Below are 25,475 nucleotides of genomic sequence, written 5' to 3'. Positions count from 1 at the left end.
ACCCGGTCCGCCCGTCCTAGGCTGCCAGGCGACACGAACCTCCCGATCCCGTCCCGATCCTCGGAGTCCCAGCATGGAGATGCAGTACCGCCGTCTCGGCAACGCCGGCATCAAGGTCAGCGTGCTGTCGTTCGGCTCGTGGGTGACGTTCAAGAACCAGGTCGACGTCCAGAAGGCGGTCGAGTGCCTCGACGCCGCCTACCAGGCCGGCGTGAACTTCTTCGACAACGCCGAGGCCTACGCCGGCGGCGAGTCCGAGCGGATCATGGGCCAGGCGATCCAGGAGCTCGACTGGCCGCGCCACAGCTACCTCGTCTCGTCGAAGTACTTCTGGGGCCTCCACGCGGGTCCCAACAGCAAGAACACGCTCAACCGCAAGTACCTGCTGGAGGCGATCGAGGCCTCGCTCGAGCGCTTCGGCCTGGAGTACCTCGACCTCATCTACTGCCACCGGCCCGACCCCGACACGCCCATCGAGGAGACCGTCCGCGCCATGTCGGACGCTATCGAGCGCGGCTGGGCGCTGTACTGGGGCACCTCGGAGTGGAGCGCCGACGAGATCCGCGCCGCCTGGGACGTCGCCGACCGCCATGGCTGGCACAAGCCGGTGATGGAGCAGCCGCAGTACAACCTGTTCCACCGCGAGCGCGTCGAGCAGGAGTACGCGCGCCTCTACGAGGACGTCGGGCTGGGCACCACGATCTGGTCGCCGCTGGCGTCGGGCCTGCTCACGGGCAAGTACCTCGACGGCGTCCCGGAGGGCAGCCGCGGCGCGCTCGAGGGGTTCGGCTGGCTCGCGGAGCGCCTGACCGATCAGCAGCAGAACGCGATCGTGCGTGAGCTCAAGGGCGTCGCCGACGAACTCGGCTGCTCGCTCGCCCAGCTGGCCATCGCCTGGTGCGCGAAGAACCCGAACGTGTCCACCGTCATCACCGGCGCGTCGCGGGTCGAGCAGGTGCACGAGAACATGGCGGCCCTCGAGGTGCTGCCGAAGCTGACCGACGACGTCCTCGCACGCATCGACGAGATCACCAAGGCCTGACGCCCCGCGCCCGCGGTCCGGGGCGGGCGGCGTCCCTGCCCCCGCCCGGGGCCGGGTCGCGTCCATGCCCCCGCTGCGGGCCGGGTGGTCGCCTTCGCAGGGGGCGTTCCGCCCCTGACACTCGGCTCCACTCGTGAGCATCGCTTCGCTCGCTCACAGCCCCTGCTACGGCGACCACCCGCCCCTCCGCTCCCTCGGCCGTTGCGGCGGTTGGCCCCGGCGGCACCGCGCGGGTCGTTCGGTCGCGGGAGCCGGCAACGGTCGCGGCTGGGTGCCACGCCGCGGCAGCGACGCGCGACCGTTGCCGGCAGGCGCGACCGGACGGATCCGACGCGTCCAGCCCGGGGGGACGGCGCGCGGGGCCGACCCCGGAGCGGAGGGTGGGGTGGTCGCCGTGGCAGGGGCTATCTCGGGAGCGCCCCCGGCGCGAACCGAGAGCGAGCGAAGCGCCCCCTGCGGAGGCGACCACCGCACCCGCAGCGGGCGTGTGACCTCGCAGCCGTGGCAGGTGACCACCGCACCGGCAGCGGGCGTGACCTCGCAGCCGTGGCAGGTGACCACCGCACCCGCAGCGGGCGTGACGTCGCAGCCGTGGCAGGTGACCACCGCACCCGCAGCGGCGCCCTTCCCGGGTCACCAGCCGCGTGCGAGCGGGCGGCCCTCGGCGTAGCCGGACCGGGTCTGCACCCCGACCACGGCCTGCTCGGCGAACGTCGGCAGGTCGTGCGCCCCGGCGTAGGTGCAGGCGCTGCGCACCCCGGCGATGATCGTGTCGATGAGGTCCTCGACGCCGGGGCGGTCGGGGTCGAGGTACATCTGCCCGGAGCTGATGCCCTCCTCGAACAGCCCCTTGCGGGCCCGCTCGAACGCGTCCTCGCCCTCCGTGCGCTGCTTGACCGCGCGGGCCGAGGCCATGCCGAACGAGCGCTTGAAGGCACGTCCGTCCGCGTCGTGCTCCAGGTCGCCGGGCGACTCGTGGGTGCCCGCGAACCACGAGCCCACCATCACGTTGGACGCCCCGGCGGCCAACGCGAGCGCCACGTCCCGCGGGTGGCGGACACCACCGTCCGCCCACACGTGCGCACCCAGGCGGTGCGCTTCGCGGGCGCAGGCGAGCACGGCCGAGAACTGCGGCCGGCCGACGCCGGTCATCATCCGGGTGGTGCACATCGCCCCGGGTCCGACCCCGACCTTGGCGATGTCGGCACCCGCCTCCACCAGGTCGGCGACGCCCTGCTCGGTGACGACGTTGCCGGCGACCACCGGAACCGCCGGGTCCAGCGCACGCACGGCCTTCAGCGCGTCCAGCATGCGGCTCTGGTGGCCGTGGGCCGTGTCCAGCACCAGCACGTCCACCCCGAAGGCGAGCAGCCGGGCCGCCTTGTCGCCCGCGTCCCCGCTGACGCCCACGGCCGCGGCGATGCGCAGCCGCCCGCCGCGGTCGAGGCTGGGGCGGTAGAGGGTGGAACGCAGCGCCCCGGTGCGGGTGAGCAGGCCCACCAGCGCACCACGGCCGTCCACGACCGGAGCGAGCCGGTGGCGTGCCTCCGCCAGCCGGTCGAAGGCGGTCCGGGGATCGACCGTGTCGGGCAGGGTCATCGGTGACGGCGACATCACCCGGCCCACCTGCATGAAGCGGTCGACGTCGTCGAGGTCGACGGCCGTGACGACCCCGACCGGTGCGCCGTCCTCGACGACGATCACCGCACCGTGGGCCCGCTTGTTGATCAGCTGCAGCGCGTCCCCGACCGTGTCGGTGGGCGCCAACGTGATGGGCGTCTCGAGCACGGGGTGACGCGACTTCACCCACGCGACGACGTCCTCCACGATGTCCAGCGGGATGTCCTGGGGCAGCACCGCCAGGCCGCCGCGCCGGGCGAGCGTCTCCGCCATGCGCCGGCCCGACACCGCGGTCATGTTGGCCGCCACCAGCGGCACCGTCGTGCCGGTGCCGTCGGCACTGGCGAGATCGACGTCCAGGCGTGAGCCGACGTCGGAGCGGCCGGGCACGAGGAACACGTCCTCGTAGGTCAGGTCGGTGGTCGGCTCTCGGTCGTCAAGGAAGCGCACGTCGGTTCCCCTCGTCGCGCGTGCTCGCGCCGCGTCGTACGGCCATCCGACGATAGCGGCCGGGACGCACGGCCAGAGGTCGACGCCGCGCCGCCGGCACCGAGCCGCTTGGCTGCCGGTCGCCCCGTTCGCAGGACCGTCGATGCTGATCGCGCTGGGTGCCGCCATGGCGGTGTTCGTGCTGCGCGACGCGATCCGGACCACGATCAACCTCAGTGAGAAGCGGGGGCCGATCGCCACGCTGGTCCTGAAGACGGGTCGTCGGATCACGGAGATGCTGCCTCGCCGCTTCAAGACCACGGCCGGGCTGGCGATCACGATCGCCGTCGTCGTGTCGTGGACGCTGGGACTCTGGCTGGCCTGGTTCGTCGCCCTGCTCGACCCGGCCGTGGAGATCGTCCGCAGCGGCGACGACGCACCGCTGGGCCTCCTCGACACGCTCTACGTGGCCGGCTTCTCCATCTTCACGCTGGGCACCGGCGACCTCGAGGCGGACAACACGGCGGGCCGTCTGGTGACGGTCGTGGCCAGCGGCACGGGCCTGTTCACCGTGACGCTGGAGGTCACCTACCTGTTGTCGCTGACCTCCGCCGCGGCCCACGAGCGCAGCACCGCGCGCCAGACCTACGCGCTGGGGCACGATGCCGCGCAGATCGTCGCGCGCGCTTTCGACGGTCGCACGTTCGCGCAGGTCGAGCCGCTGCTGCAGCAGTTGGCCCGCGACCTGTCGACGCTGGCCGAGCAGCACCGCACCTTCCCGGTCCTGCACGACGTGTTGCCGAGCAGTCGCGAGCTGGCGCTCGGGCCGTCCCTGCTGGCCCTGTCCGACGCGGCGGACGTGATGCACTTCGCCGCACCCGAAGCGTGCGCGATCAACCGGCTCACCTACCAGCAGCTGACCGAGGCCATCGACGGCGTCCTGGCCGGCCTCCCGCCCGGCCGCCGACCCCCGGAGCCGCCCGCCGCCGCCCCGGCCGGTGCGCTGTTGCGGCAGGCCGGCTGTGAGGAATCGCGCCCCATGCCCGACGACGAGGCCGTCGCCGATCGGCGACGCGGCCTGTACGCCCTCGCCAGCGAAGAAGGCTGGGAGTCCGCCGCCGATGACGCCATCGCCATCGACGGCCGGTGAGAACCGTCAGGCGGAGCGACGCATCGTGGCGTACTCGGTCTCCGCCCGGTCGCGCAGGTCGTTCAGCGCCGCGCGCATGATGTGACCGACGAACGGCCTGATCACCGTCCAGTAGCGGCGGAAGCGTCGCGCCGAGTCCGGGTCCGGCGTCGCGGTGCGCGCCTCGTAGGAGGCCAACGTCCGGGTCCGGCCGTAGGGGCGCAGCGAGAAGTTGGCCGCGATCCGGCCCCAGCCCGGCGTCTGGAACGCCGCGAAATCCTCGGGCCGCATCGTCGAGACGTCATACCACTCGATCTCCGGCTGCCAGAAGCGCCCCACGGCCCCGAAGGCGATCTCGCGACCGGCGACCTCGCCGAGCGACAGCCAGCCGTCGAGGTTGCCGACCTCCTCGCCGCGCAGCTTGAGCGACGGCGGTGGCGGCGGCAGGGGCCGCTCGCGGCCGAAGACGGTGGACAGCCGCGCCGGCAGCTCACGGGCCCGGAAGGCGGCGTCCATCAACGGGGTGTGCACCTTCGTCAGGTCGAGTTCGCCCAGCACACGCCACGTCGTCGGCACGTCCGCGTCGACCACCAGGTGCTCGAGGATCGTCGTGTCGAACCGCGGCAACCAGCGGTCGATGAGCAACTCCTCGGGCGGTGGGCCGGCGGCGGCCTCGAAGGGCAGGTCGGCATCGGACATGCGGGTACCTCGCAGCGCTGGGCAGCGCACCCAGCGTCGACCGGCCCCCGTGCCGGCGCTAGGGACGAACTTCCCGGTCCCCACGACGTTGCTCGCGCCAACGCCGCCACGTCCGCCGCGCCAGGCGCAGCACCAGCAGCGCGACGACCGTGCCGACCACCAGCAGCACGCCGACCGTCACCAGCGCCAGCACTGGGTTGGTGACCGCCAGCCAGACCACGAACGCCACGATGCCGTCCTCGCCCAGGCTCACGGCGGTGTTCGTGAAGGGCTCCGGCGAGGTGTTCACCGCCGCGCGGGTCGTCGCCTTCGTGAGGTGGCTGACGGTCGCGAGTCCGCCGGCCGCCACGGCCGAGCCCGCCTGCTGCCACGCCGTCGCGTCCCCGGTCAGCAGCAGCGCGACACCGACCGCGCCCAACGGCCGGATCGCCGTGTGCACGACGTCCCAGGCGTCGTCGAGGTACGGGATCTTGTCGACGACGAACTCCACGAGGAACAGCGCCCCGGCGATGGCCAGCACGTCGGTCCGTAGGAACACCGCCGGGACGTCGGCGCCAGCGAAACGGCCGAAGAGGCCCAGCAGCACGATGACGGCGTAGAGGTTGAGGCCGGACGCGTAGCCGACCCCGGCGACGAGCCCGGCCAGCCCCTCCACGGCTAGGCCCGCCGAGCGGCGCGGCGGGCGAGGCGGCGCGCGGTCGCCGGCGTCAGCGCCGGCCGCACCGCCTCGAGGTCCAGTCGTCCGGCCGCGACCAGCGCCGCCGCGACCCGATCGCGGTCGCCGGGCCGGTCGAAGATCGCCAGCAACGGCTGCGGGTCCACCTCGTCCAGTGCCCCGGCCTCCAGCAGCCGCATGGCGGCGCGCCGCCGTTGCCAGCCGGCGGGGACGGCGGCGACCAGGTGCAAGGCGTCCGTGTCGGTGTCGACGAGGTCCTCGACGCGCCGCAGGCGGGCGAGCGCGTGGCGCGCCTCGTCGAGGGCCGCGACCCGACGGTCCCCGACCACCGACGTCGTCGACAGCGGCTGCGGAGCCGGGAGCGGCTCCGGGGCAGGCAGCGGCTCGGGGGTGGGGAGCGGCTCGGGGGTCGGCAGTGGCTCCGGGGACGGCAACGGTTCGGGCTCGGAGGTGCGGGCGGGCGTGTCGGGCCACGCGTCGGTCGTGTCGCTGACCGGGGCGGCGGCGCGCGGCTGCGACGGCGAGGGAGAACCCGGCGGGGGAGGCGGCAGCTCATCTCCACCCGCCGCGGCCACGCGGGCCAGCACGCCGAGCGTGTCGTCCTGGCCGAGGTCGAGCAGCGCGTCGACCGTCGGCCGCACCGCGGCGTCGCCGCTGGCGGGCAGGTGACCCGTGACCCGGTCGGCGACCGTCACGGCGCCTTGCTGTGCCAGCGCCCGGCCGAGCTCGCGTCGCTCGCCTTCCGACAGTCCGCGCAACAGGACCGCGCCCTCGGCCGCGACCCGGGTCCGGTCGAGCCGACCATCCGTCAGCTGCCAGCGCTGCAGGAGCTCGGCCAGGTCGTCCAGTGGCATCAGGGCGTCCTACATCTCGTCGTCGTGTCGGTCGCCGCCGAGCCGTGCCAGCAGCGCCTTCAGGTCCAGACCGGTCAGGTCCGAGCCGATCTGGATGCCCTGCTCGACGTTGTTGGCCACGTTCTTCGTCAGGTCCGAGGCACCGTCGGTGGAGATGACCGTGATCTTGTCGATCGCGCTGATCGGCTCCGAGGCGGCACTGACCAGGTCCGGCAGGATCTGGGTGAGCAGGTCGATGACGGCCGCGTCGCCGTACTGCTTGAACGCGTCGGCGTTCTTGCGCCGGGCCTCGGCCTCGGCCTCACCCTTGGCGCGGATGGCCTCGGCGTCGGCGCGACCCTCGAGCTCGACCGCCTCGGCCATGCGGGCACGGCGGGCCTTCTCCGCCTCGGCGTCCAGGATGGCGGCGTTCTTGCGGGCCTCGGCGTCCTGCTCGATGCGGTAGCGCTCGGCGTCGGCCGGCTTGCGGATCTCCGCGTCCAGCTGCCGGTCGCGCAGCGTGGCTTCCTGCTCGGCGACCAGCTGCTGCTCCTGGATGACCTCGCGGTTGCGGGCGGCCTCGCGCAGCGGCCCGGCCGCGGCGGCCTGCGCCTGCGCCTCGTCGATCTCGGCCTTGATCTCGGCCTTGCGCAGCTCGAGCTGGCGCTGCTGGACGGCGATGGCCTCGTCGGCGCGCAGGCGCTCCTCCTCGGCGGCCTGGTGGGCGCGTGCCTCGGCGATCTTGGCGTCCTGCTCGACCCGGGCCGCCTCGGGACGACCGAGGTCCTGCAGGTAGTCGCCCTCTGACTGGATGTCCTGGAGCTGGAAGGTGTCCAGCGTGAGACCCTGGTTGGTCAACGACACCTCGGCCTCCTCGGCGACGGCGGAGGCGAACCGGGCGCGGTCCTTGATGATCTCCTCGATCGTCAGACGACCGACGATGGCGCGCAGCGAGCCGGCGAGGACCTCCGTGGTGAAGGTCTCCACCTCCTTCTGCTGCGTCAGGAAGCGCTGCGAGGCCGCCCGGATGGCGTCCTCGTTGCCTCCGACCTTCACGACCGCGACGCCGTCGAGGTCCGCCTTGATGCCCTGCGCCGACACGGCACCGCGGATGCTGACCGAGATGCGGCGGCTGGACAGGTCCATCACGTGCAGGCGCTGCACGAACGGCAGCACGAACACGCTGGCGCCCATGATGACCTTCTGGCCGCTCATGTCGTGGGAGACCTGCCCGGTCTCCGGGTTCTTGACCGGCGAGCCCTTGCGGCCGGTGATGATGTACGCCTCGTTCGGGCCGGCGACCTTGATCCGGCTGACGATCAGGTAGGCGACGAGGATCAGCAGGGTGACGGCGCCGATGATGGCGGCCACCAGCGGTGAGTTGAAGATGAAGTCGAGCATCACGGCCCTCGGAGGGATCGTCGTTGCGGGGGTGGCGTCGGGCGGCGGCGGGCGGGTGGCGCCGGCCGTCGCGATGGTCAGTCGCTGGCGCGCTCGACCTGCACGGCGGAGGCGGAGAGCACGGCGGTGACCCGCACGGGGGAACCCGCCGGGATCGGCTCGAGGGCGCGAGCGTTGTACTTGTGCTGGCTGCCGTGATGGCGCACGGTCACCTCACCGAACCCGTCGGCGGGGATGGCGGTGATGACGACGCCGGCCGAGCCGGCCAGGCCGCTGGTGCTGACCGTGTCGTCGGTGGGCATGTTCACGAGCGAGCGCATCATCGCCAGGGCGATGCCACCGACGACCAGACCGCTCGCGAGCCCGCCGAGGGCCCCCAGCGCGGCCCCGGCGCCCGTCGCGTAGACGATGAGCGCGGCACCGAACCCGAAGCTGGCGAGGAACGAGCCCAGCACCGGCGCGCTGAAGATGCCCCCACCGACGTCGATGTCCAGCCCGCCGAACAGCCCCTCGAACACCTCGCCGAGGAGGAGTGACAGCAGGACCAGCGCCAGCCCCACGGCGCCGATCACGATGAACGCGGTCACCGCGTCCCCCCTCAGTGCGAACTCCAGCATGAGGGCGGACCCTAGCCAGCCCGCCGGCCTCCGTGTCGGCGACGGGCCCGCGGACCCGGACCTCGCGCGGTCAGGGCCCCAGGCGCAGGAGGCGGTCGTCGTCGGGGCCGGGGTCGCCCCGCCCGTCACGGTTGGTCGTCAGGAGCCACACCGCACCGTCCGGGGCGACCACCGCGGTGCGCAGGCGTCCGTACTCGCCGGCGTACAGCTCCTCCGCGTCGGTCACCTCCTCGCCGTCGAGGCCCAACCGCCACAGCCGCTCGCCGCGCAGGGCGGTGACCAGCAGATCGCCCTCCCACTGGGGGATCGCACCGTCGCGCAGCACCGTGGCACCCGACCACGACGCCTCGGGCGGCTGGGCGACGAACGCGGCGTCGACGTAGCCCTCGACGCCGGGGGCGCCGGTGACCTCGGGCCAGCCGTAGTCGGCGCCCGGCTCGATGAGGTTGATCTCGTCGTCGACGTCGGGACCGAGTTCGGCGGCCCACAGCCGCTCGTCCGCGTCGAACGCCAGGCCCTGCACGTTGCGGTGCCCCGACGACCACACGGGGGAGCCATCGTACGGGTTGTCGTCGGGCACCCGGCCCTCGCGGTCGACGCGCAGGATCTTGCCGGCCAGCGAGTCGAGGTCGGGGGCCAGCGCCGGGTCGCCGGCATCGCCCGTGGCGACGTAGAGGAGGCCGTCGGCACCGAGGGCGAGGCGGCCGCCGTTGTGGGTCGCGCCCTTGGGGATGCCGGTGACGACCGGCTGCTCCTCACCGCCGTCGACGTCGTCGAGGCGGACGACCCGGTTGCCGTCGTCGGCGGTGTAGTGGACGAACAGGGCCTCGCCGTCGCTGGCGAGCCCCAGCAGCCCGCCCTCGCCCGTGGGATCAACGTCGAAGGTGCGGACCTCGTCGACACCGCCGTCCTCGCCGACCTCCAGCAGCCGGCCGGTGTCGCGCTCGGTCACCAGGACCCGCCCGTCGTGCGCCACCACGTCCCACGGCGCCTCGAGCCCGGTGGCGACCACCTCGACGGTTATCTCGACCGGTTCCTCGGCGCCCGCCGCGTCGTCCGCCGCCTCGTCGGTGGGCTCGCCGGCCGGCTCGTCCTCGGGCGTGGCGCCGTCGCCGGCGGGCGGGTCGTCGCCGTCGGCCGGGTCGGTCGGCTCGGGCTCGGGCGCTGGTGCTTCCGCGGCCGGAGGCTCGTCGGTGGTGTCGCAGCCCGCCAGCGCCGGCAGCGCGGCGAACAGGACGGCGGCCGTTCGCAGCGGCGCTCGCATGGGAGGCTCCCGTCGAGGCGTTGGTCAGGTGAGCAGGTCCCCGGCGACGTCGAGCCACAGTTGCGTCGACAGCCCGAGCGAGGCCACGTCGACGCGCTCGTCGTGGCCGTGGAAGCGGGACTGGAACTCCTGCAGCGTGGCCTGGGCGCTGAACAGCCCGGCGCCGTAGCTGGGGACCCCGCGGGCCCGGAAGAAGGCCGCGTCCGTGCCGCCGACGATCATCCACGGCAGCACCTCGGCGCCCGGGTGGGCCGCCTCGGCCCGGCGCCGCAACGTGTCCCACATCGGCGTACCGACCGGCGAGGCGGACGCGGGCCGGTCCTTCACGACCGGCGAGACCTCCACCCGGCCGGCGAGGTCACCCAGCGCCTCGGTCAGCATCACGTCGACCTCGTCGCTGGTGACCCCCGGCAGCGTGCGGATGTCGACCTCGAGCTCGACGCGGTCCGGAATGATGTTGGTCTTGTCGCCACCACGGATGACGTTGGGGCTGAACGTGGTGTGGGTCATGGCGTGGCAGTAGCGGGCCAGCTTCGGGTCCATCGCCGCGAGCGCGTCGCGCAGCCGGCCGGGGTCGAGCAGCGCGTCGCGCTGTTCGTCGGGCAGCGCCATCGCCTCGACCAGTCCGCGCCAGAGTTCGCCGAGCTCCGCCGTGGGGGAGTAGGCCTGCAGGCGGCGCACCACCTCGGCGGCCACCAGCAGGGCGTTGTCGGCACCGTAGGGCATCGAGCCATGGCCGGGGGTGCCGCGCACGGTGATCCGCCGCCAGCCGATGCCCTTCTCCGCCACCGTCATGACCACCTTGGTGCCCGACGGCATCGGGGCCGGGATCCCGCCGTTCTCCGTCAGCACGTAGTCGCAGGCGACGTCGTCCCACGCGTTCGCGACGATCCAGTCGGCGCCCCAGGTACCGCCGGCCTCCTCGTCGGCGACACCGAGGTACTTCAGCGTGCCCTTGAGCGGACGTCCGCGGCGGTGCAGCTCGCGGACCGCGACCGCCATCGACGCCGTCAGGTTGAGCATGTCGACGGCGCCGCGGCCCCACACCTCGCCGTCGATGAGCTCGCCGCCGAACGGGTCCTCGCGCCAGTCGTCGGGGGACACCGGCACGACGTCGGTGTGGCCCATCAGCAGCACCGTGGGCGCGGTCGGGTCGCTGCCGGGCAGGGTCGCCAGCACGCTGCGCCGGCCCGGGAAGGGCTCGTAGTGGGCGAGCTCGAGACCGTCGAGGTAGTCGGTCAGCAGGTCGCTGTTGCGGACCTCACCGCCGGAGCTGGGCGCCCCGTCGTTGACGCACGCGTTGCGGATGAGGTGCTGCAGCAGCTCCACCGTCTGCCCGGTGAGGGCCGGATCGACCGACGTCACCTACGGGCCTCCCATGTTCGGCGTGGCCCGAGCCTAGAGGCCGCGGCGGTCGGTCACCGCGGGCCGAGGCGGCCGGCGGGACGGGCCGAAGGGGTCGGCGGGACGGGCGCGGTCGAGGCCGCGGCCCGGCGTCAGCGCGTGCCGGTGACGGTCTCCAGCCCCCAGCTGACCAGCGACACCACCAGGGCGCCGAGGAACGTCCAGCCGAACCCGTCGCTGCTGAGGCCCAGGTCGAGGGCGTCGGACAGCGCGATGACGATGGCGAGCACGGCCGCGTTGACGACCAGCAGGAACAACCCCAGCGTCAGGATCACGAGCGGCAGCGACAGGAGGCTGAGGATCGGCTTCACGATCACGTTGACGACGCCGAGCAGCAGGGCGATCCCGAGCAGCGCCAACCACGTGCCGGTGAACTCCAACCCGTCGAGCAGGGCGACGGCCACCCACAGCGCCGCCGCGTTGATCAGGATCCGCAAGAGCGCGCCCACGGCCGCTTCCCTTCGTCTCGTCCCCGCCGCCCGCGCACGCTAGCGGGCGACCCCGCGGGCGTCTGCGAGAACCGCCGGCTCGGTGCCCGCCGTGCCGACCAGGCCGGCCACGGCGTCCGCCGTCACCGGACGTGAGAACAGGAACCCCTGCCCGTGGGTGCAGTCGAGCTGGCGGAACTGGGTCAGCTCGGCGTCGTGCTCGATGCCCTCGGCGACCGTGAGCAGGTCCAGGGACCGCCCCAGGTCGACGATGGCCCGGGCGAGGGCGGGGCTCTGCCGGCCCGAGGCGACCGAGTTCACGAAGGAGCGGTCGATCTTCAGCACGTCGACCGGGAAGCGGTGCAGGTACGCGAGCGACGAGTAGCCGGTCCCGAAGTCGTCGACCGCGATCCGGATCCCCAGTCCCTTCAGCTGGGTCAGGGTGGCGATGGTCGACTCCGTGTCGGTCACCAGGGCCGATTCGGTGAGCTCCAGCGTCAGCGCCTCGGCCGCCAGTCCGGCGTCCGTCAACGCCTCGCGGACGTCGGCGACGAGGTCGCTGTCGGTGAGCTGGCGCATCGACACGTTCACGCTGACGGTGAGGTCGGCGGCGCCGGGCAGACTGCGGCGCCAGTCGGCCAGCTGCCGGCAGGCCTCGCGGAGCACGAACCGGCCGATCGGGACGATCAGGCCGCTCTGCTCGGCCAGCGGGATGAACCGGTTCGGCGGCACGGGCCCCCGCCGCGGGTGGGTCCACCGCAGCAGGGCCTCGAACCCGCAGATGCGCTGGTCGGACAGCGCGACGATGGGCTGGTAGTGGATCGCCAACTCGTCGCGCTCGACGGCGGCGGCCAGGTCCGCCTCCAGCTCCAGGCGCTCGACCACCCGCACGTGCATGGAGGTCTCGAACACCTCGAAGCGGTCGCGGCCGCTCTCCTTGGCCAGGTGCATCGCGATGTCGGCGTTGCGGAGCACCTCGGCGGGTTGGACGCCGTCCTCGGCGTGGGCGATGCCGATGCTGGCGGTCAGCTGCACGCGACGACCGTCGGCGTCGATCGGCCGGGCGACGGCGGCGAGGATCCGCTGGGCGACCTTGGCGGCGTCGACCGGGCTGTCGTCGTGCTCGAGCAGGACGGCGAACTCGTCGCCGCCCATGCGGGCGACCGTGTCGGCGGCGCGGACCACGTCGAGCAGCCGGTAGGCGACCGTCCGCAGCACGGCGTCGCCGACGACGTGTCCGCGGACGTCGTTGATCGTCTTGAACCCGTCGAGGTCGACGAAGAGCACCGCGAACGAGCCGCCCAGCCGGTTGGCCCGTGCGACGGTGTGGTCCAGCCGGTCGAGCAGCAGGGCCCGATTGGCCAGCCCGGTGAGCGGGTCGTGGATCGTGCGGTGCTCGAGCTGGCGCTCGAGGTCCTTGCGTTCGGACACGTCACGGCTGTTGACCACGAAGCCGCGCACCTGCGGGTCGTCGAGCAGGTTGCGGCAGTTGGACTCGACCGGCACCCAGGACCCGTCGGCGGCGAGCAGGCGGCACTCGACCAGCCCCGACCGTCCCGGGTGGGCGAGCAGGTCGCGGACGAAGTCGACCGTGGTGGCCCGGTCGTCGGGATGGACGAGGTCGAGGTAGCGCCGGCCGAGCAGTTCGCCGGGGCCGTACCCGAAGAGGCGCTCGGCCGACGGGGACTGGTAGACCACCGCGGCGTCGCTGATCACGAGGGTGACGTCGCTGGCGGTCGCCAGCAGGGCACGGACGCGGGCCTCCTCCTCCACGAGGCGCTCGTGGGCCTCCTCGCCGGCGCGGGAGAGCCGCACGATGCGCAGGCCGATCAGCCACGTGGTGAGCAGCCCCAACGCTGCCAGGCCGTGCGCGACGTCGGCCGGCAGCAGCGTGGGGGCCAGGCCCACGGCGACCGCGGCCTGGCCGACCGCGATCGCGAGGCTGGCCCAGGCGAGGACGACCGTGCCGGCCCGGGCACCCGAGTAGCGCACGGTGTCGGCGACCGGTAGCAGCAGCAGCGCGGCGAGCGTGGGACCGGTCCCGGACGCGTACAGCAGCAGCGCGAACGCCGACACCTGCAGCGCCCCTCGCGCGTGCACGCCCCGCATGCCCGCGTCCCGTCCCCAGAACGCGTACGCGCTGACGCTGACGAGCACCGCGCCGGCCAGCAGCACGAGCAGGGCCGGCAGGCTCAGGCGGGTGGCGCCCGACGCGCTCGCCACCGCCACCACCAGCGCAGCCCCCACGAACTCGGGTGCATGGACACGCAGACGTCGTCGGATCCCGTCCGTCGTCGCTCCCACGACGCCTCCTCGGCTGTCGGCTCGTCCGCGTCCCCCGTGGGCGCACCGCAGCCCGGCGCGCGCCCCCTCGCACCCGTCGGCCGGTCGTCCGTGGCACTGAAGTGTTTCGGGACGGCTTTCGATCGCGGCTGTGGCGTGGTTAGCGTCGTGTCGATGTCGTGTGCCCCCGCTCCGTCCGGTGACCTCCCCGTCGAGGCCGTGCTGCCCGCGATCCGTGACGGCCTCCACACCGCCGGTGCCGTGGTGCTGGAGGCGCCGCCCGGGGCCGGCAAGACCACGCGTGTCCCGCTCGACCTGCTGCAGGCGGGGCTCGACGGCCGACTCGTCCTGCTCGAGCCGCGACGGGTGGCCGCGCGGGCAGCGGCGCAGCGTCTGGCCGCGCAACTCGGCGAAGGGGTCGGGGCGACGATCGGGCTCACCACCCGTGACGAGCGCCGCGTGTCACGGGCCACGCGTGTCGAGGTCGTGACCGAGGGGGTGCTGCTGCGCCGCCTCCAGCGCGATCCGGCGCTCGAGGGCGTCGGCACGCTGTTCTTCGACGAGTTCCACGAACGCAACCTGGAGTCGGACCTGGCGCTCGCGTTCGCGCTGGAGTGCCGCGCGGCCCTGCGCGACGACCTGCGGCTGCTGGTCGCCTCGGCCACGCTCGACGGCGGACGGGTCGCGCGCCTGCTGCGTGCCGGCGGCTCGCCCGCGCCGGCCCAGGTGCACACCGAGGGCCGGCAGTATCCCGTCGAGGTCCAGCACCGGCCGCGGCCCGCGCCCGGCGGGCTCGCAGACGCCGTCGCCGACACGGTGGCCGAGGTCCTGAGGGACGCGCCTGGCGACGTGCTGGTGTTCCTCCCCGGCGTCGCGGAGATCCGCCGTACCGCCCGCGCCCTGGCGACGCGCGCCCTGCCCGTCCGTGCCGAGGTCCGCCCCCTGCACGGGCGCCTGCCGCCCGACGAGCAGGACCGGGCGCTTGCGCCGCCCTCCCACGGGACCCGCAAGGTCGTGCTCGCCACCGACCTGGCCGAGTCGAGCCTCACCATCGAGGGCGTCCGCGTCGTCGTCGACGCCGGACTGGCCCGCGAGCCGCGGTTCGACCCACGAACCGGGATGACCGGCCTCGTCACGGTCCCCGCCTCGCGGGCGTCCGCCGACCAGCGGGCGGGCCGGGCCGGGCGGACCGCCCCGGGCCGGTGCGTGCGGCTGTGGGCCGCGTCCGAGCATCCGGGCCGCGACGCCTTCCCACGTCCCGCAATCCGCACCGACGACCTGACCGGCGCCGCGCTGGAGGTGGCCGCCTGGGGCAGCCCCGTCCAGGACCTGGCGCTGCTCGACCAGCCCGACCCCGCCGGCTGGGACCGTGCCCGCGCCACGCTGGCCGACCTCGGCGCCCTCGACGACGACGGGCGGGTGACCGGCCACGGCCGCCGGCTGGTCGCGTTGCCGGTCCACCCGCGGCTGGGGCACCTGCTGGTGCGGGGCCACGCGGCCGGGCTGGGCGCACTGGCCGTCGAGGTGGCGGCCGTCCTGGGCGACCGCGATCCCGTGCGTGTGGAGCCGCCCGCCTCCGTCGTCGACCTGACCGTCCGGCTGGCCGCGCTGCGCGGCGAGGACCTGCCACGCGACGCGCGGCTCCGGGCCGGGGCGCGGGCACGTCTGCGCCGGGAGGTGGCCCGCCTGCGGCGCGCCTGCCGCGACCTGCCGGAACCGGGGGCCGGGCGCTCGGCACGCGCCGGCGGCGACGACGCGGTAGGGGCGCTGTTGGCACTCGGCTGGCCGGACCGGGTCGCCAGCGCCCGGGGCGGGCGCGGCAGCTTCCTGCTCGCCAACGGCCGTGGCGCCCGCCTGCCCGCGGAGGACCTGCTGGCCGGGGAGTCGCTGCTGGCGGTGGCCGCCGTCGACCGGGGCGAGCGGGAGGCGCGGATCCACCTGGCCGCGGCCCTGGACGTCGAGGTGCTGCGGCGGGTGCTGGGCGACGAGTTGCACCACGTCGAGGAGGTCGCCTGGCGCGACGGCGACGTCGTCGCCGAACGCCGCGAGCACCTCGGCGCGCTCGTGCTGGCCAGGCGGCCGCTGCCGGATCCACCTGCCGACGCCGTGCTGGCCGCGCTGCTCGACGGCCTGCGCACCCACGGCCTCGACCTGCTGCCGTGGACGCCGGCCGACCGGCAACTGCAGGCCCGCGCCGGCCTGCTGCACCGCCACCTCGGCGAGCCCTGGCCGGACGTGTCCGACGAGGCGCTGCTCGCCGACCTCGACACGGCCGTCGCACCGTTCCTGCTGGGACTACGGCGGCGCGCCGACCTGCGCCGTGTCCGGCCGGCCGACGTGCTGCGGGCCCGCCTGCCCGCGGGGCACGAGAAGCAACTGGACCGGCTGGCGCCGGCGACCCTGACCGTGCCGTCCGGCTCGCAGGTCCGGCTGGACTACGCGGGGGAGCGGCCGGTGCTCGCCGTGCGCCTGCAGGAACTGTTCGGCGCCACCGCCACACCGACGATCCTGGACGGCCGCGTGCCCGTGCTGCTGCACCTGCTCTCGCCCGCGCGCCGGCCGGTGCAGATCACCGACGACCTCGCCGGGTTCTGGGACCGTGCCTACCCCGAGGTGCGCGCGGAACTGCGCGGCCGCTACCCGAAGCACGCCTGGCCGGAGGACCCGCGGTCCGCAACCCCGCTGCGCGGGACGCGCCGACGCGGGACGGCTACTGGGCGTTGACGACGTCGCGACCCAGGATCAGCGTGATCTGGGCGACGTCGCGCGACTCCTCGAGCTGCGCGCCGCCGGGCACGTCGTTGGCGATCAGCGCGGCACCCGGACGTGCGCCGGGGGGATGGCGGACCACCGTACGCTGCGTCGGGTCGGCGTTGCCGACCTCCGTGACCTCGTAGCCGCGCCCGTCGAGCAGGTCGCCGACCTGGCCGGCGAGGCCGGGCACACCGGCGCCGTTCAGGACGCGGACCGACACCTCGCCCGGGGTGACCTGGGCCGGTCCCGTGTCCAGCACGCTGCCGTCGCGGAAGGCGGCGAAGAGCGGCTCGGCCTCCGACTGGCGCACGTACAGCACGTCGGCACCGCCCGAGGTTCGGCCCGGCTCGGACGGGACGACGTGCATGGTCGCACGCCCGTCGGCCAGCGCCCGCCCACCCCACGCCAGGCGGCCGAGCGAGATCATGCCGAGCCCGCGGTCGGTCGCGACCGCGTCGCCCATCTCGTTGGAGAGCGCGAGCACGCGCCGGGGGTCGAACAGCGTCGAGGGCTGCGCGATCTCGCCGGCGAGGGCCCGCAGGAAGGTCTGCTGCCGGCCGATCCGGCCGAAGTCGTCGTCGATCTTGCGGACGCGGACGTAGCCCAGCGCGTCACGGCCGTCGAGGGTCTGGCAGCCCGCCGGGAGGTCGATGCCCGCGTCGCGGTCGTTGATCGCCTCCTCCAGACACAACTCGACCCCGCCGACGGCGTCGACGACGTCGCGGAAACCGCCGAAGGTGACCTGCAGGTAGTGCTGGACCGGGATGCCGGACAGATCCCGGACGGACCGCACGAGGCAGCTCGGGCCGTCGATGGCCACGGCGGCGTTGATGCGTCCCTCGGAGCCGTCGCACCGACGCACCAGCAGGTCGCGGGGGAAGGCCAGCAGGGCCGCGTCACCACCGCGCACGCTGAGGAGGAAGATCGTGTCGGTGCGCTCGCCTTCCGCGCTGCCGGTCGACAACTCCCGCCGTTCCTCGGGCGAGAGCGCCTCCCGGCTGTCGGAGCCGACGACCAGGACGTGCATCGGCGAGCCGGAGCCCGCCAGCCCGTCGACGTCCAGCTTCGGGATGCGGGAGGTGATCCAGGCGGCCAGCAGCACGACAGCGACTAGGAGCACGAGCAGCACGCCCGCCAGCACGCGCACGAACGGCAGCCGGCGACGCCCGCGGCCACGGACGCTCGGGCCCCAGTCCTGGTCGACGTCGGCGCTCACGGGGTGCTCCTGTACACGGGGGGTGCCTGGCGGCGGGCGGAGTGTGGCATGCCGTGCGCGCGGGGCCACGCAGGCCGGTGCGGGCCGTCACGCAGCGCGCTCGCCGCGATCCGGGCCGCTCGGTGACGTCACGCGGTGACGAGTTCGGGGGGCAGGTGCTCGACGTCGCTGAAGCGTTGCAGGCTGAAGATGTGGCCGCTGGCGATCCGGGTGGTGGACAGCAGCGTCACGGACGCGTGGTCGGAGGAGAACCGCTCCCACTCCCACGGCTCGGGAGAGAGGCCCAGCAGATGCCCCAGCACGACGCTGTTGGTGCCCGCGTGCGCGACCACGACGATCCGTGGCAACAGGTCCGGCAGTTGCCACAGGCCGTGCGGGTCGCGTTCCAGCCCCAGCTTGGCCAGCTCCTCGTCGAGGCCGGCGGTCACCCGGGCGTGGAAGTCGCGGAAGCTCTCGCCGCCCGGGATGCCCTCCCACCAGTCCTGACGGCCGCGCACCCGGGCCTCGCGGAAGACGCGTTCGACCTCCTCCTGCGGGGTGCCCTCCCAGTTGCTGGGCATCCGGATCTCGTGCAGCCAGTCGCGCTCCTCGGCGGGGACCTCGGGCACCAGGTCGCGCAGCGGCGCGGCGGTCTCACGGGCGCGCGTGGCCGTGGAGACGAGCAGGCGGTCGAACGGCTCGCGCGCGAGGCGTCGGGCGACGCGCAGCGCCTGCTGCTGGCCGCGGTCGGTGAGGCCCGGGTCGACACGGGCCGCACGGTCGCGCGACCACTCGGGCTGGGCGTGGCGGACGAGGAGGAGTTCCATGGGGGCCGAACGCTACCGCGTGGCCGCGAGCCGGCACGCCCGGTCACGCCGACGGCCCCGGCCGCACCCGAGCGGGCATACTGCCCCGCCCCGCAGCTCCGACGCGTCGAGACGCCGTTGTCCCCGCACGTCCTGGTCGTCGACGACGAGCACGCGATCCGGATGGTCGCGAGGCTCGGCCTCGAACGCGTCGCGGGCTGGTCGGTGAGCGAGGCCGCGGGCGCCGACGCGGCCGTCGAGGCCGTCGCGGCCCGCCGACCGGACGCCGTGCTCCTGGACGTGATGATGCCCGACCAGGACGGCCTCCGGACGCTCGCCCGGCTACGCGCGCTGCCCGGCGGCGACGAGTTGTCCGTGGTGTTCCTCACCGCCACGGCGCAGCGGACCGAGATCGAGCGCCTGCGCGGGCTCGGTGTCGACGGCGTGATCGGCAAACCGTTCGATCCGCGGTCGTTGGCGGCGGAGGTGTCGGCGCTGCTCGGCTGGTCGCCGGCATGAGCGGGGACCCGCTGGCCGCCGCCATCGCCGCGCTCTGGCGCGAGGTGGCGCCCGAACAGCTCGCGGCGGCCCACGAGCTGGAGGCGGCGGCGACCCGGGTCGTCGCGCAGCCGGCCGACGCCGCCGCCTGGGAGCGGGTGCGTGCGCTGGCCCACCGGCTGGCGGGCACCCTCGGCTCGTTCGGGCAGGTCGAGGCGGGGCAGCTCGCCGAGCGTCTGGAGGCCCGCGTCGCGGGCACCACCGAGCCGGACGCCGCGCTGCGCGAGGAGGCCGCGCAGCTGGCCCGTGAGCTCCGCACGGCGCTGGAGGCCGCCGCCTGACCGGTGCCGGTCACGCGGACGCCGACGGCGGCGGTCGGGTCAGGTGGTCGCGGCAGGGCGCCGGCGCGGTTCGGCCTGCGCCACCGTGGGGCGGGCGTCCTGCCCGGGGGTGAAGCAGCAGTCGACCGGGCACACGTCCCAGTTCGGTCCCCGCGTCCCGAGCGCCCGGGCCGTCGCACCGTCCGTGCGCTCGAGGATCAGGTCCCGGATGCCGCGGACGAACCGCGCGTCGGTGCCGACCGTCGCCGCCCGCGTGAACGCGAGGCCGAGCCGCTGTGCGGTGCCGGCCGCCTCGACGTCGAGGTCGTAGATGACCTCCATGTGGTCGGAGATGAACCCGATCGGCACGACCACGACGGCGCGCACACCCCGCCCGGCGAGGTCCTCGAGGTGGTCGTTGACGTCCGGCTCGAGCCACGGGACGTGCTCGGGACCCGATCGCGAGTTGAACACCAGCTGCCAGGGGCGACCCGGGAACGCGTCCGCCACCAGTCGGCAGGTCTCGTAGTGCTGTGCCTCGTAGTCGCAGTGGCGCGACATCGTCCGCGGGATGGAGTGCGTGGTGAACACCAGGTGGGCCGTGTCGCGCACGTCCTCGGGCAGCGTCGCGAGGGCGTCCTCGATGATCGACACCTGCGGTTCGACGAACCCGGGGTGGTTGTAGTAGACGCGCAGCTTGTCGAGTTCGGGGGCGCCGTCACCGACCTGGGCGCGGGCGGCGGCGAGATCCTCCCGGTACTGCCGGCAGCCCGAGTAGGACGAGTACGCACTGGTCACGAAGCACAATGCGCGCCGCACACCCGCCTCGCGCATCTCGCGCAGCGTGTCGGGCAGCAGCGGGTGCCAGTTGCGGTTGCCGAAGAAGACCGGCAGGTCCGGACCCTCGGCGGCCAGCAACTCCTCGAGTGCGGCCTTCAACGCACGGTTCTGGTCGTTGATGGGGGAGCGGCCGCCGAACTGGAAGTAGTGCTGGCTGACCTCCTCGAGCCGTTCGCGGGGGATGCCGCGACCGGCGGTGACGTTCTCCATGAACGGGAGCACGTCGGCTTCCTGCTCCGGTCCGCCGAAGGAGACGAGCAGGATCGCGTCGTAGGGGGTCGTCATCGGGCGATGTCCTAGAGGTCGGTGACGTCGTGGCCGCCGCCGAGGGTGCCGGGCGGCAGGGCCCACCCCGCTTCGAGGCGGCCGAGGCGGTCGGCTGTGGGGCGTCCGATCGCGAGCGCCGCGAGTGCGGCTGCCGCGCCGGGAACGACCAGCCACGGCGGCCCCAGCACGTACGCCATCGCGACCGCCAGCAGCAGCGGGAACTCGCCGATCGCCAGTTGCAGGTAGGCCTGGGTGCGCACCACGGCCATCGCCTCGCGCGGGCGGGGACGCTGCCGGTGCAGCGCCCGTTCGGCGGCCACGACGCCGGCCACGGCGGCCACGCCCACGAGCACGACCAGCAGCACCGGCAGGGCCGTCGGCACGGTCGAGGTCGCGTCGGCCGTCGCCAGCACGATCCCCGTCAGCACCAGGATGCCGGCGGCCGCCGCCGACCAGATGCGCCGGAGCGAGACCAGGACGTCGTCGGGCACGGAGTTCCTCGAGCGGTGCGGGAGGCGGATGCTAGGTCTTCAGCTCCTCGAGTTGCTCGACGGGCCCGGCCGCGCGCCGCTGCGCGAGCCAGATCCCGAGGCCGATCGCGGCGCCCCCCAGCCATTCGCCGGCGCCCAGCCGCTCGCCGAGCACGAGGGCCCCGGCGACGACCGCCACCAGGGGGATCAGGTAGGTGACCAGCGTCGTGTTCGTCGCGCCCACCCGCGCGATCAGCATGTAGAAGACGAGGTAGGCCAGGCCGGTGCCGAGCACGCCCAGCGCCGTGACCGCCCCGATCACGTCCCACCGCAGCGCTGCCGTCGTCGGGACGCCGTCGAGCACCAGCGCCATCGGGACGGCCGCCAGGAACGCGGTCGCCACCTGGCCGGTGGCGACGACGAGGGGGGCGGCGGCACCCGACACGAACCGCTTGGCGTACACCGCGCCGCCCGCGTACAGCAGCGTGGCGACGACGACCGTGCCGATGGCCGTGACGCGGCCCCGGTCGCCCAGGTCGGGAACCACGATGATCGCGACGCCCGACAGCGCCAGTACCAGGCCGGCCACCCGCGCCACGGTGACGCGCTCCATCCGCAGGGTGGCGGCGACCACGAACGTGCTCGATGGCACCAGCGCCATCAGCAGCGCGGCGAGACCGGACGGGATGGCGCGCTGCGCGGCGGCGACCGCCGCCCACGGCACCGCGTTCGACAGCACGCCCAGCACGGCGACGTGTCCCCACAGCCGCAGCGATCCCGGCAGTCGCTGCCGGCGCACGAGCAGGGCGCCGAGCAGCACCAGCGTGCCGACCAGCGTGCGGCCGGCGACGATCCAGATCGGGCCGAGGCCACGCAGCGCCAGTTCGATGAACAGGAAGGACAGGCCCCACATCCCACCGAGGGCGAGGAGCAGGCCGGTGTCGGCCGGCGCGAAGCCGGACGAACCGCGGGCGGGCGCGTGCACGGGCGGTTCTCGAGGGTGGCGAGACGGGAGGCGGGCCGAGCGACGCTACCGCACGCGGGCGCACGGTTCGGTCCGCATAGGCTCGTGACGTCCCCCGGAAGGAGCCCCATGGATGCCGCCACCGCCGCACCGGCGTGGTTCTCGGCGGCCATGGCCGACGCGCCCGAGGCGCACCACACGACGGTCGAGGGCGCACGCATCGCCTACCTGGCATGGGGACGGGTCGGCGCCCCGGTGCTGGCGCTCGTCCACGGCGGCGCCGCCCACGCCCGGTGGTGGGCCCACCTCGGCCCGCTGCTCGCCGAGGAGCACCGGGTCGTGGCGGTGGACCTGTCGGGTCACGGCGACAGCGACCACCGCCCGCGCTACCGCGCCGAGCAGTGGGCCCGTGAGGTGATGGCCGTCTGCGCGCAGGAGCGGCACGGCGGGGGACCGCCCGTCGTGGTCGGTCACTCCATGGGCGGCTTCGTGACGATCGTCGCGGCAGCCCGCCACGGCGAGGAACTCGCGGGCGCCATCGTGCTGGACTCGCCCGTCCGTCGCGCCGACCCCGAATCGGAGGAGGCGCGACGCCGGGGCCGCAACATGTTCCGCCAGCCCAAGGCCTACCCCGACCTCGCCACCGGCATGGCGCACTTCCACCTGGTACCGCCCCAGCCGACCACGAACGGGTGGCTGGTCGCGGAGGTCGCCCGCCACAGCCTGCGCCGATGGGAGGACGGCAGCTGGCGGTGGAAGTTCGATCCGCGGGTCTTCGTGGAGCGGACGGGCCCGAGCCGACCCAGCGAGTACGCCGCCGACCTGTCCCGGGCGGCCTGCCGGCTCGCGATCGTGTCGGGTGCCCGCTCTGCCATCGTCGACGACGACGTCATCGCACAGATGCGTGCGCTCGTCGCGGGCTCGCCGGCCGCCGCGGCCGGCGTGCCCTTCGTCCGGGTCCCCGAGGCGCACCACCACCTGCTGCTCGACCAGCCGCTGGCGACCGTGACCGCGCTGCGGGCGGTGCTGGCCGCCTGGTGGCCGGTCGGGACCCCGCCCGCACCCGTTCCGGCCCCCGACCGGCACCCCGGCTGAGCCCGGCCGGCGGGCGCCGGTCGCCGGGGCGCGGGTCGCGAGACGGCCACCGTCGTCAGCCCTCCCGAAGAATCCGGTCAGGACACGTACAGCCCCGTGACGGACGCTGCGGAGGACGGCTCCACGGGGGGGCCGAGCGAAGGGGATTGCCGTGGGCATCCAGGCCGATGGGCGCACGGTGGCGGTCCCGCTCGCCGGGCGCGATCCGACCCTGGTCGGGGAGTTGCTGGCCGTGGGGCGCACGCAGACCTATCCGGCCGGCGCGCTCGTCCGGGGCGGCCCGGACCGCGCCGAGGTCCACCTCGTGCTGTGTGGTGCCGTCGAGCTGTCGCTGGGCAGCGGCGCCCGGCGCGTCACGGCCACCGTGGTGCGGCCGGGCGAGGCCTTCAACGACGCCCACGTGTTCTCCGGCCGTCCCGCACGCTTCGAGGCCCGCACGCTCGAGTACACGCAGCTGCTGACCGTCGACGGGCCGGCGCTGGTCGACCTGGTCGCCCGCCACCGACGGGTCGCGCTGGAGTGGCTGCGTGCCAGCGCCGAGCGCTCCTACGAGCTCGAGTCGCGCCTGATCGAACTGCTCGCCCACGACGTCGACACCCGTCTCGCGCTGCTGCTGCTCGACGAAGCGGAGCACGGCGAGGTGGAGTTGAGCCAGTCGGTGCTCGCCCGGCTGCTCGGTGCCCACCGGACCAGCGTCAACCGGGCCCTGAAGGCCTTCGAGGCGGCCGGCACGATCCGGCTCGGCTACCGGCGGATCGAGGTGCTCGACCCCCGCGCCCTGCGTGCCACCGCCGGTCTGGAGCCCGTGCCGTGACGGGGCCGCGGACGCCGTCGTCGCCGCCGCGGTCCCCCGGCGGCGCCCCGAGCATCCGGCGACGCCGCCGCACCCTGGAACTCGGCAGCGCCTGGGCGGCGACGGTGCTGGTCGCGTTCGCCACCGGCCTGCTCGTCGACGGACCCTCGCGCGCACCCACGTCCGCCCCGGACGCACCGGACGTGTCCGCATCCTCGGCGCCGGCGGCGCCCCGCGCACCGTCACGCCCATTCGACGAGGCGACCGACGAGGAGACGGCAGCCGATCGGCCGGCGCCCCCGGCCGGGATCGTCTCGACGGACCTGCGTCCACGAAGGGCGCGGCTCGCCGACGCGGGCAGCGACCGCGCCGCGCGCCAGGTCGAGGTGGCGTTCGGCGACTTCGTGGCTGCCGTGCTCGACCCGGGCGCGTTCGTCGCGCAGGGCCACCGCGCCGAGGAGACCGTCCGCGCCGTCGATGCCCGGCTGGTGCGCGATACGGACGACCGGGTGCTCGTCACGTTCCCGGCCGGTGCGGACCTGCCGCACCGGGTCCGGCTGGTCGTGGAGGAGGGGGCCGTACGTGACGAGTACGGCCTGCCCAACGTCGTGGCCGCGGTGCGCCTGGACGGGGGCGACGGCTTCGGTCGGGTGGCGGGGCCGGAGCTGCTGGACGTCGCGGCACAACCGACCCTGGACCACGTCGTGTTCCGGTTCGACGAACCCGTCCGGCAACCCGTCGCGTCCCGCTTCCTCGCCGTCGCCTCCGACGGGACCGCCGCACGCGGCGAGCGCATCGTGTCCCGCGGCAGCACACAGGTCACCGTCGCCTTCCCGGGGCAGGTGGCGATGGCACGCCGGTTCGTGGCCGAGGAGGGGGCCGTGCGCGGTGGCACCAGTGGACGGCCGGCACCGCTGGGCGTCTCCGGCGGCGACACGGCCGCACCCGACCTGGTCGCCGTCGACCGTGGGCCCGGCGGCGTGCAGTTCGACTTCCGCTACGACGAGGCCGTGGTGGCGGGGCCCGCCGACGGCTTCGTCGCGTACCGGGCCGACGGGCGCGGCGTGCGTGGCCGGTCGGTGCTGCGTCCGACCCCCGAGGTCGTCCGCGTGGCGTTCCCGGCCGACGCCATGGGCGACGAGGTGACGCTGCTGGGCGCCGGTGCGGGCGCCGTGCGCGGTCTCGCGGGCGGCGTGGCAGGGACGGCCGGCACGGCCGCGACGGTCCTCGACCTGCCCGCCGGCGGCGTCACCGCCGGTCCGGATCCGCGCTCCTGGGACGCGGATCCGCGCACCGGCCAGTTCACGGTCCGGTTCGACGGGAACCTGGCCACCACACCGTCACCCGACCCAGCCGGGTTCGTGCTGGTGACCGACGGTGGACGACGGGTCCCGGCACACCGTCTGGTCGAGGTGGCCGGCGACACGGTCCGGCTCGACGCCGACCCGGCCGCGGTGCGGGCGGCCACGGCGCTGGTGGTCGCCGATGGTGCGGTGCACGACGGTGTTGGTGACAAAAGCCCTGTGGACACCCTCACGACACGGCGACACGATGGGCGGTGAAGCTGGGCTGTCAAGGTCGACGGCAGACGCCGTCCGGGTCCCGTGTCGACGGTGGCCATCGGAACCGCTGTGAGGTGACCGACCGG

At 74.4% G+C, this 25,475-nt stretch carries 23 protein-coding genes; 8 read left to right on the top strand and 15 right to left on the bottom strand.

Translation table 11 applies throughout. The features are described from left to right. Window positions 1–79 precede the first annotated feature (79 nt). Window positions 80–1,042, top strand: a complete 963-nt coding sequence (locus ACERM0_RS10455; RefSeq protein ID WP_373678874.1) for a potassium channel beta subunit family protein — start codon at window positions 80–82, stop codon at window positions 1,040–1,042. Between the two features lie 633 nt (window positions 1,043–1,675). Here the strand turns inward: ACERM0_RS10455 and ACERM0_RS10450 are convergent. Continuing rightward, window positions 1,676–3,112 carry a GuaB1 family IMP dehydrogenase-related protein gene (locus tag ACERM0_RS10450; protein ID WP_373678535.1) on the bottom strand — a complete coding sequence of 479 codons (1,437 nt, stop codon included), beginning with the start codon at window positions 3,110–3,112 and terminating at the stop codon, window positions 1,676–1,678. Between the two features lie 142 nt (window positions 3,113–3,254). On the opposite strand from ACERM0_RS10450, the gene ACERM0_RS10445 reads away from it, so the two are divergent. Continuing rightward, window positions 3,255–4,241, top strand: a complete 987-nt coding sequence (locus ACERM0_RS10445) for a hypothetical protein (RefSeq protein WP_373678534.1) — start codon at window positions 3,255–3,257, stop codon at window positions 4,239–4,241. 6 nt (window positions 4,242–4,247) lie between these two features. Here ACERM0_RS10445 and ACERM0_RS10440 read toward each other — a convergent pair whose 3' ends face one another. The 9 genes from ACERM0_RS10440 to ACERM0_RS10400 all read right to left on the bottom strand — a co-directional run bounded on the left by ACERM0_RS10440 (window position 4,248) and on the right by ACERM0_RS10400 (window position 13,846). Then, complete coding sequence (locus tag ACERM0_RS10440; RefSeq protein ID WP_373678533.1) at window positions 4,248–4,919, bottom strand: hypothetical protein; 672 nt, start codon at window positions 4,917–4,919, stop codon at window positions 4,248–4,250. A 58-nt stretch (window positions 4,920–4,977) separates the two neighbouring features. Then, window positions 4,978–5,574: a DUF4126 domain-containing protein gene (locus ACERM0_RS10435; RefSeq protein WP_373678532.1), complete on the bottom strand. Its 597-nt coding sequence runs from the start codon at window positions 5,572–5,574 to the stop codon at window positions 4,978–4,980. 2 nt (window positions 5,575–5,576) lie between these two features. After that, window positions 5,577–6,449 carry a hypothetical protein gene (locus ACERM0_RS10430; protein WP_373678531.1) on the bottom strand — a complete coding sequence of 291 codons (873 nt, stop codon included), beginning with the start codon at window positions 6,447–6,449 and terminating at the stop codon, window positions 5,577–5,579. 9 nt (window positions 6,450–6,458) lie between these two features. After that, window positions 6,459–7,829, bottom strand: coding sequence for a flotillin family protein (locus ACERM0_RS10425; protein ID WP_373678873.1), 1,371 nt, complete (start codon window positions 7,827–7,829; stop codon window positions 6,459–6,461). A 77-nt stretch (window positions 7,830–7,906) separates the two neighbouring features. Then, window positions 7,907–8,446 (bottom strand): NfeD family protein, encoded by a 540-nt coding sequence (locus ACERM0_RS10420; protein WP_373678530.1) that lies wholly within the window; start codon window positions 8,444–8,446, stop codon window positions 7,907–7,909. A 70-nt stretch (window positions 8,447–8,516) separates the two neighbouring features. After that, complete coding sequence (locus ACERM0_RS10415; RefSeq protein ID WP_373678529.1) at window positions 8,517–9,710, bottom strand: sorbosone dehydrogenase family protein; 1,194 nt, start codon at window positions 9,708–9,710, stop codon at window positions 8,517–8,519. Between the two features lie 24 nt (window positions 9,711–9,734). Beyond that, window positions 9,735–11,075 carry a M20/M25/M40 family metallo-hydrolase gene (locus ACERM0_RS10410; RefSeq protein WP_373678528.1) on the bottom strand — a complete coding sequence of 447 codons (1,341 nt, stop codon included), beginning with the start codon at window positions 11,073–11,075 and terminating at the stop codon, window positions 9,735–9,737. A 131-nt stretch (window positions 11,076–11,206) separates the two neighbouring features. After that, window positions 11,207–11,563 (bottom strand): phage holin family protein, encoded by a 357-nt coding sequence (locus tag ACERM0_RS10405; protein ID WP_373678527.1) that lies wholly within the window; start codon window positions 11,561–11,563, stop codon window positions 11,207–11,209. Between the two features lie 39 nt (window positions 11,564–11,602). Beyond that, window positions 11,603–13,846 (bottom strand): putative bifunctional diguanylate cyclase/phosphodiesterase, encoded by a 2,244-nt coding sequence (locus tag ACERM0_RS10400; RefSeq protein ID WP_373678526.1) that lies wholly within the window; start codon window positions 13,844–13,846, stop codon window positions 11,603–11,605. Window positions 13,847–13,999: 153 nt separating this feature from the next. Between ACERM0_RS10400 and hrpB the strand changes: the two genes are divergently transcribed. Beyond that, window positions 14,000–16,549, top strand: coding sequence for an ATP-dependent helicase HrpB (hrpB, locus tag ACERM0_RS10395; protein ID WP_373678525.1), 2,550 nt, complete (start codon window positions 14,000–14,002; stop codon window positions 16,547–16,549). On the opposite strand, the gene ACERM0_RS10390 is transcribed toward hrpB, so the two are convergent. Both ACERM0_RS10390 and ACERM0_RS10385 read right to left on the bottom strand, forming a co-directional pair. Beyond that, window positions 16,536–17,795, bottom strand: a complete 1,260-nt coding sequence (locus ACERM0_RS10390) for an LCP family protein (protein WP_373678524.1) — start codon at window positions 17,793–17,795, stop codon at window positions 16,536–16,538. The genes hrpB and ACERM0_RS10390 overlap by 14 nt on opposite strands. A gap of 128 nt (window positions 17,796–17,923) precedes the next feature. Continuing rightward, the gene (locus ACERM0_RS10385) at window positions 17,924–18,601 is read right to left on the bottom strand and encodes a histidine phosphatase family protein (RefSeq protein ID WP_373678523.1); all 678 of its coding nucleotides are present in this window, start codon (window positions 18,599–18,601) and stop codon (window positions 17,924–17,926) included. A 117-nt stretch (window positions 18,602–18,718) separates the two neighbouring features. Between ACERM0_RS10385 and ACERM0_RS10380 the strand changes: the two genes are divergently transcribed. Continuing rightward, entirely contained in the window at window positions 18,719–19,099 is a 381-nt protein-coding gene (locus tag ACERM0_RS10380; protein WP_373678522.1) for a response regulator, read from the top strand. Then, window positions 19,096–19,419, top strand: a complete 324-nt coding sequence (locus tag ACERM0_RS10375) for an Hpt domain-containing protein (protein WP_373678521.1) — start codon at window positions 19,096–19,098, stop codon at window positions 19,417–19,419. The genes ACERM0_RS10380 and ACERM0_RS10375 overlap by 4 nt, the downstream gene beginning before the upstream one ends. A 39-nt stretch (window positions 19,420–19,458) precedes the next feature. Here ACERM0_RS10375 and ACERM0_RS10370 read toward each other — a convergent pair whose 3' ends face one another. From ACERM0_RS10370 to ACERM0_RS10360, 3 genes are read right to left on the bottom strand one after another with little or no spacing between them, the layout of a single operon-like run. Then, window positions 19,459–20,523: a ferrochelatase gene (locus tag ACERM0_RS10370; protein ID WP_373678520.1), complete on the bottom strand. Its 1,065-nt coding sequence runs from the start codon at window positions 20,521–20,523 to the stop codon at window positions 19,459–19,461. A gap of 11 nt (window positions 20,524–20,534) precedes the next feature. Then, window positions 20,535–20,996 carry a hypothetical protein gene (locus ACERM0_RS10365; protein ID WP_373678519.1) on the bottom strand — a complete coding sequence of 154 codons (462 nt, stop codon included), beginning with the start codon at window positions 20,994–20,996 and terminating at the stop codon, window positions 20,535–20,537. Between the two features lie 31 nt (window positions 20,997–21,027). Further along, complete coding sequence (locus ACERM0_RS10360; RefSeq protein WP_373678518.1) at window positions 21,028–21,960, bottom strand: DMT family transporter; 933 nt, start codon at window positions 21,958–21,960, stop codon at window positions 21,028–21,030. A gap of 108 nt (window positions 21,961–22,068) precedes the next feature. Between ACERM0_RS10360 and ACERM0_RS10355 the strand changes: the two genes are divergently transcribed. From ACERM0_RS10355 to ACERM0_RS10345, 3 genes are all read left to right on the top strand, one after another. After that, on the top strand, window positions 22,069–23,034 hold the full coding sequence (locus ACERM0_RS10355; protein ID WP_373678517.1) for an alpha/beta fold hydrolase: 966 nt from the start codon (window positions 22,069–22,071) through the stop codon (window positions 23,032–23,034). 151 nt (window positions 23,035–23,185) lie between these two features. Further along, a complete protein-coding gene (locus ACERM0_RS10350) occupies window positions 23,186–23,848 on the top strand; it encodes a Crp/Fnr family transcriptional regulator (RefSeq protein ID WP_373678516.1) in 663 nt (220 codons plus the stop codon). Continuing rightward, the gene (locus ACERM0_RS10345; protein WP_373678515.1) at window positions 23,845–25,389 is read left to right on the top strand and encodes a hypothetical protein; all 1,545 of its coding nucleotides are present in this window, start codon (window positions 23,845–23,847) and stop codon (window positions 25,387–25,389) included. The genes ACERM0_RS10350 and ACERM0_RS10345 overlap by 4 nt, the downstream gene beginning before the upstream one ends. Window positions 25,390–25,475 lie beyond the last annotated feature (86 nt).

Origin of the sequence: Egicoccus sp. AB-alg2, assembly GCF_041821065.1 — a bacterium.
Classification (GTDB): domain Bacteria; phylum Actinomycetota; class Nitriliruptoria; order Nitriliruptorales; family Nitriliruptoraceae; genus Egicoccus.
This window is presented reverse-complemented; position numbering and strand designations above follow the sequence as displayed.

Bases quoted from the DNA above. Each gene is read 5' to 3' on its own strand.
- ACERM0_RS10445 (WP_373678534.1), top strand. From the start codon at position 3,255: ATGCTGATCGCGCTGGGTGCCGCCATGGCGGTGTTCGTGCTGCGCGAC.
- ACERM0_RS10415 (WP_373678529.1), bottom strand. From the start codon at position 9,710: ATGCGAGCGCCGCTGCGAACGGCCGCCGTCCTGTTCGCCGCGCTGCCG.
- ACERM0_RS10375 (WP_373678521.1), top strand. From the start codon at position 19,096: ATGAGCGGGGACCCGCTGGCCGCCGCCATCGCCGCGCTCTGGCGCGAG.
- ACERM0_RS10440 (WP_373678533.1), bottom strand. From the start codon at position 4,919: ATGTCCGATGCCGACCTGCCCTTCGAGGCCGCCGCCGGCCCACCGCCC.
- ACERM0_RS10385 (WP_373678523.1), bottom strand. From the start codon at position 18,601: ATGGAACTCCTCCTCGTCCGCCACGCCCAGCCCGAGTGGTCGCGCGAC.
- ACERM0_RS10355 (WP_373678517.1), top strand. From the start codon at position 22,069: ATGGATGCCGCCACCGCCGCACCGGCGTGGTTCTCGGCGGCCATGGCC.
- ACERM0_RS10425 (WP_373678873.1), bottom strand. From the start codon at position 7,829: ATGCTCGACTTCATCTTCAACTCACCGCTGGTGGCCGCCATCATCGGC.
- ACERM0_RS10430 (WP_373678531.1), bottom strand. From the start codon at position 6,449: ATGCCACTGGACGACCTGGCCGAGCTCCTGCAGCGCTGGCAGCTGACG.
- hrpB (WP_373678525.1), top strand. From the start codon at position 14,000: ATGTCGTGTGCCCCCGCTCCGTCCGGTGACCTCCCCGTCGAGGCCGTG.
- ACERM0_RS10455 (WP_373678874.1), top strand. From the start codon at position 80: ATGCAGTACCGCCGTCTCGGCAACGCCGGCATCAAGGTCAGCGTGCTG.
- ACERM0_RS10420 (WP_373678530.1), bottom strand. From the start codon at position 8,446: ATGCTGGAGTTCGCACTGAGGGGGGACGCGGTGACCGCGTTCATCGTG.
- ACERM0_RS10370 (WP_373678520.1), bottom strand. From the start codon at position 20,523: ATGACGACCCCCTACGACGCGATCCTGCTCGTCTCCTTCGGCGGACCG.